The 5,584-nt window shown below is 63.4% G+C and carries 3 protein-coding genes and 1 pseudogene; 2 read left to right on the top strand and 2 right to left on the bottom strand.

Going from position 1 to position 5,584, the window contains the following annotated elements; all coding sequences use genetic code 11:
- A pseudogene (locus K0F86_RS27040) lies at window positions 1-183 on the bottom strand (carbohydrate porin); the annotation flags it as partial.
- Between the two features lie 344 nt (window positions 184-527).
- On the opposite strand from K0F86_RS27040, the gene K0F86_RS27035 reads away from it, so the two are divergent.
- Window positions 528-2,441 carry a glucokinase gene (locus K0F86_RS27035; RefSeq protein ID WP_219137204.1) on the top strand — a complete coding sequence of 638 codons (1,914 nt, stop codon included), beginning with the start codon at window positions 528-530 and terminating at the stop codon, window positions 2,439-2,441.
- Window positions 2,425-3,513: a LacI family DNA-binding transcriptional regulator gene (locus K0F86_RS27030; protein ID WP_219137203.1), complete on the top strand. Its 1,089-nt coding sequence runs from the start codon at window positions 2,425-2,427 to the stop codon at window positions 3,511-3,513. Before K0F86_RS27035 ends, K0F86_RS27030 begins: the two co-directional genes overlap by 17 nt.
- Window positions 3,514-3,535: 22 nt before the next feature.
- Here the strand turns inward: K0F86_RS27030 and K0F86_RS27025 are convergent, their stop codons facing one another.
- The gene (locus tag K0F86_RS27025) at window positions 3,536-5,176 is read right to left on the bottom strand and encodes a diguanylate cyclase domain-containing protein (RefSeq protein WP_219137202.1); all 1,641 of its coding nucleotides are present in this window, start codon (window positions 5,174-5,176) and stop codon (window positions 3,536-3,538) included.
- Between the last annotated feature and the right edge of the window lie 408 nt (window positions 5,177-5,584).

The raw sequence follows: 5,584 nt of genomic DNA, 5'->3' as shown, positions 1-5,584 counted from the left end.
ACAGCCTTGCGAACCGCCGTCGCCGGAGGTATTGCTGCCGGCGCCGGCGCGCAGGTAGCCATGGAAGCCTTCGGCGTCACTTGGATACATGGGGTCGGCGGCAGCGGAACCGCTGGCGATGGCTAAGACGATGGCAGCTGGCAGCGTTTTCAACACGGCCTTCAACATGGTGCGATGCAGCATGGTAAGTCTCCTCAGTAGTTATTTTTTATCTAGTCATTCGTGGCCGAATGTACTGGCCAGAATTCTTTCCAGCAGGGACATAGTAACTATACTACGAACAAATATCAACATATTATGTTGTAATCCTACGACTACTCTGCGACACTTTATTTGCGTACTGATGTGCGAGTTGACTGCCCTGTTTTTCCGCTGGCGCCAGCGTTTCTGGCGCTGCATGCGAGCATTTGCGCAGGCACCCCGCATTTTTCGGCACGCGGCCCGTATACGAATTAAAATCCTTGGTTTTTGCCCATAACGACAGTGCGCCGCCACGACCGCGCACGCAGACGAGACTAAGCACCGCCATGAAAATTGATGAAAAAATGGAAGTAGCAGGCAGCGATCCGGCGGAGCGTTTCAGTGAAGGGCCACGCCTGCTGGCAGACATCGGCGGCACCAATGCCCGCTTCGTGCTCGAAACGCGCCAGGGCCACCTGGAAGCGGTGGCCGTGCTGCCCTGCGACGACTACGCTTCGCTGCTCGACGCCATCACCGCGTACATGGATAGCAGCGAGGCGCGTGCCGCCGGTTCGGCGCGCGTGCGCCATGCGGCCATCGCCATCGCCAATCCCATCGACGACGACAATATCCGCATGATGAACCATCACTGGTTCTTCTCGATCGAGGCGATGCGCGCCGCGCTGGGCCTCGACACCCTGCTGGTGGTAAACGACTTCACGGCGCTGGCCATGGCCCTGCCCTATCTGCGGCCCGACCAGCGCCTGCAGATCGGCGGCGGCATGGCGCGCGCCGACAGCGTCATCGGCCTGCTCGGTTCGGGCACGGGCCTGGGCGTGTCGGGCATGATTCCCGCCGAAGACCGCTGGATCGCGCTGGGCAGCGAAGGGGGCCACGTCAGCTTCGCCCCCTGCGACCAGCGCGAGATGGATGTGCTGTCCTTCGCCTGGCGCGAACTGTCGCACGTCTCGGCCGAACGCCTCGCCTCCGGACGCGGACTGGAACTGATCTACCGCGCCCTGTCCGACCGGGCTGGCCTGCATGACGTGCCGCCGCTGCTGGCGGCCGACATCACCAGCCGCGCCCTGAACAATGAATGCGACGTGTGCATCGAAGCGGTGGACTGCTTCTGCGCCATCCTCGGCTCCATCGCCGGCAACGTGGCCATGACGCTCGGTGCGCTGGGCGGCATCTATATAGGCGGGGGCATCGTGCCACGCCTGGGCCCCCTGTTCGAACGGTCGCAGTTCCGCGCCCGCTTCGAACAGAAGGGCCGCCTGAACGAATACCTGGCGCAGATTCCCACCTTTCTGATCACGGCCGAACTGCCCACGTTCCTCGGCATCGCCGCCATCCTGGCGCAAAAGCTCAAGCGTGCCCATTCCGGCGCACCCGTGCTCGAATCCGTGCGCCAGGCGCGCGGCAGGATGAGCCCATCGGAATGCAAGGTGGCAGACTGGGTGCTGAAGGAGCCGAACGCCATGCTCACCTTGCCGATCGCCGAAATCGCCCAGAGGGTCGGCGTGAGCCAGCCGACCGTGATGCGCTTTTGCCGCTCGATCGGCGTGCAGGGCCTGGCCGACTTCAAACTGAAGCTGGCGTCCGGCCTGACGGGCGGCGCCATCACGGTGGCGCACTGCCATGTGGAGATCTCGGACTCCGACGCGGAACTGGCGCGCAAGGTGCTGGGCAATAACGCCTCGGCCGCGCTGGCGCTGCGCGACATGCTCGACGTGAAGGCGCTGACGGCGGCCATCGAGCTGCTGCGCGGCGCACAGCGCGTGGAATTGCTGGCCGTGGGCAGCGCCCGCGTGGTGGCCGACGACATGCAGCACAAGCTGCTCAACCTGGGTATCGTCAGCAGCTTCTTTGCCGATCCGCAGGCGCAGGAAATGAGCGCCGCCATGCTCAAGCCGGGCGACGTGGCGCTGGTGATTTCCCGCTCGGGCGCCCTGCCCGACCTGCTGCGCACCGTCAAGGTGGCGCAGGGCTGCGGCGCGCGCGTGCTGGCCATTACAGCCAGCGGCTCGCCGCTGGCCAAGCTGGCCGACGTGCTGCTGACCCTGAACCACCCGGAAGGCAACCTCAATTTCGTGCCCATGATCGTGCGCCTGCTGCAGCTGATGATGCTCGATATCCTGTCGGTGGGACTGGCGCGGCGCGACACGGCGCAGCGCACCAGCGCCGCCCAGCTGGAAGAGGGGCAATTGCACGGCATGCGCATCAGCGGCAAGCTGAAATTCGGTGGTCACCTCGAATAAGGCGGCGCACGCCGCCCCCGATACAACCAGCGGCGCCACCGTGCATGACGTGGCGCGCGTGGCCGGCGTGTCGGCCATGACGGTGTCGCGCGTGATCAACGGACGCGCCAGCGTCAGCGCGGCCACGCGCGACAAGGTCGAGGCGGCGATCGCCAGCCTGCACTACCAGCCCAACCTGGCGGCCAGGGCGGCCCGCACGGGCACCTTGCGCATCGGCCTCTTGTACAGCAATCCCAGCGCCGCCTTCCTCAGCGAATTTCTCGTCGGCGCCATGGATCAATGCCGCCAGGGCGGCGGCCAGCTGCTGCTCGAACGCTGCGAAGACATCGACAGCCAGCGCGCCGGCATCGCCTGCCTGGTGGCGGCCGGCGTGGACGGCATCCTGGTGCCGCCGCCCCTGTGTGATTCGCCCGCAGTGCTGGCGCAGCTGAATCAGATGGGCATCCCCGCCATCGCCGTGGCCACGGCGCGCCCCTCGCCCGATGTGTCGGCCGTGCGCATCGACGACTATGAAGGCGCGCTGGCCATGACGCGCCATTTGCTCGCGCTGGGCCACCGCGACATCGGCTTCATCGAGGGCGATCCGGCGCACACGCCCGCCCTGCTGCGGCGCCAGGCCTTCGAAGACGCCATGCGCGAAGCGCACTTGCCACTGCCGCCGCACAGGGTGGCGCAAGGCTATTTTACGTATCGCTCGGGACTGGACGCGGCGCGCCAGCTGCTGGCGCAAACACCGCGCCCCAGCGCCATCTTCGCCAGCAACGACGACATGGCCGCCGCCACCCTGGCCGTGGCGCACGGCATGGGCTTGCAGGTGCCGGCTGAATTGAGCGTGTGCGGCTTCGACGACACGCCCGTCGCCACTACCGTCTGGCCCGAGCTGACCACCATCCACCAGCCCATCGCCGACATGGCGCGCGCCGCCGTCAGCCTCGTCATCGACGAGATACGCCAGCGCCGCGCGGGAGAAGCGGCGCCCGCCACGCATCGCCTGATGGAATTTACCCTGGTCGAGCGCGCATCGTCGGGTGTGTATGCGCCGCTGGCGGCAAAGGGCCAGCACAGATCTTGATGCTGCCAGAACAGGCGAGGCCCTACAGCGCCTCGGTCAAGGCGGAGCTGCCGATGGAGGTGATGGCATAACCGTTGCGGCCAGCGCTCTTTGCCTTGTAAAGCGCCGTATCGGCCGCCGTCAACAATGCCCCTGCCGTCGTATCGCCCTGGGCGCTGAACGCCAGGCCGACACTGGTGGCGACATGCAGACCGATACCGCCGCAATCAAAGTGCACGACCATCTCTTGCACGATTTTCTTGCCCAGTATCGCGAGCTCGGACTGATCGCTCAGTTGTTCAAAAATGATGACAAACTCGTCGCCTGCAAGGCGCGCTACCGTGTCCGAAGCCCGGATGCAAGCTTTGAGCCGTTTGGCAAATTCAATCAACACCAGGTCGCCGATGCCATGCCCATAGGTATCATTTATTTTTTTAAAATAATCGATATCCAGATAGGCCAGCGCCAGACCCGTACCCGCGCGCCGGGCACGCGTCAATGCCGCGGCCAGCGCCTCGTCAAACATGCGCCTGTTGTGCAGGCCGGTCAGCATGTCGGTACGCGCCAGAGCAGCGAGGTTGCTCTCCGCGGCTTCCCTCTGCAGCGACAGCGCATAGAATGCACGGCTCAGTTTTCCGAACTCGTCTTTGCGGGCGATATCAAACACCGCAATATCGGCATGGCCGGAGCGTATGCTCGCCACATGCCGGCCCAGATCGCCCAAAGGACGCAAGAGCAGCATCACCGCGAGCCAGCCGGCACAACCGGCCAGCAAGGCGACACCGGACGAAGCAATGATGACTTGGGCATAAATATCGGTGATCGGCGTGAATGCCTCGCTTTCAGGGTAGACGGCACCGATGATCCAATCGGCCGCATGCAAGTGCTTGTACGTGATAATGGCCTGCACGCCCTGCTTGGTTTTACCTTGTGTCCAACCGTCGAATCCCCGCAATGCGGCCAGCGTAGAAGGCGTTACGCCGCCCGTTTCATCATGCACCCGCTTCAGGACGCGCGCCGGGTCCGGATGGTGGAGTATCGTGCCGTCGTCGGTCAACATGAACAGATAACCGCTTTTGCCCGGCTTGAGCTGCTCCCACTGGCCAAAAAATGTCGGGCTTTGCAAATTGATACCGCCAGCGATCATATACAACAATTTGCCGGCTGCGTCATAGATCGGTTCGGTTACCAGCACAATGGGCTTGCCCGACAGCTGGCTCTTGAATGGACGCGATATCACGCCTTCCCTGAGTTTCACGGTATCGATAAAATACTCCCGCGCGGCGAAATTGAGCGTGCCGACCACGCGCCGGTCATTCATGCTGGCAATCAATTTCCCCGTAGCATCAAAAGCGACAAGATTGAAAAATTCCTCGCGCAGGGTTGGATGATTTTCAATAAATGCCTGCATCCGCTGCGGATGTTCAACCACATCCGCGGGTAGCCCTTCCGCCAGCACCCTGAGCAGTGCTTTCTTCGAATTCAAGTCTTCGTCGATATACGCCGCAGCACTGGTCAGCAAGGCATATTGCTGATTGCCGATGACCGATACCATCTGCCCTTGCGCGACAGACAGCGATGTGAGCGCAACAGAACCCGTCGCGCACAGCACCAGCACGCCCACGAGCACCGTCATCTTGAATTTGAAGCTCCTGGGATTGAACAACATCCAGATCTTATGCATGCGGACTTCCTTCTCAGCGCCCATGCTCTGTAAAGCGCACAGATCCGGCCAGGTGGCGCCACGCATGGCACTGGAAGGAACGGCATACTGGTCAGCGAATGGCTTGAAGCCTGGCCCCGCGGACGAATACCGTTCCCGGGACAGGCTCTTGACATGGCGAGAGAGCAAATCTTACGCCTATTCCGGCAAGAAGGGCGCCCTGGCGCCGCTGAATACGCACACGCTGCCCACATCATCCCAATATAGTGCGCTCCAGCAACGATTCCACCAATTGCACCGATGGCGGGGCGCCGCCGGCCGCCAGGCAAGCGCCCGCCCCGGCCGCGACAGCGAAGCGCAAGTGCTGGCCGCCGTCGGCCTCTGGGCGGTACATCAGGCTGTACAGCAAGCCGCCGATGCTGGCGTCGC

Origin of the sequence: Janthinobacterium sp. UMAB-60, assembly GCF_900095235.1 — a bacterium.
GTDB lineage: Bacteria > Pseudomonadota > Gammaproteobacteria > Burkholderiales > Burkholderiaceae_D > Janthinobacterium.
This window is presented reverse-complemented; position numbering and strand designations above follow the sequence as displayed.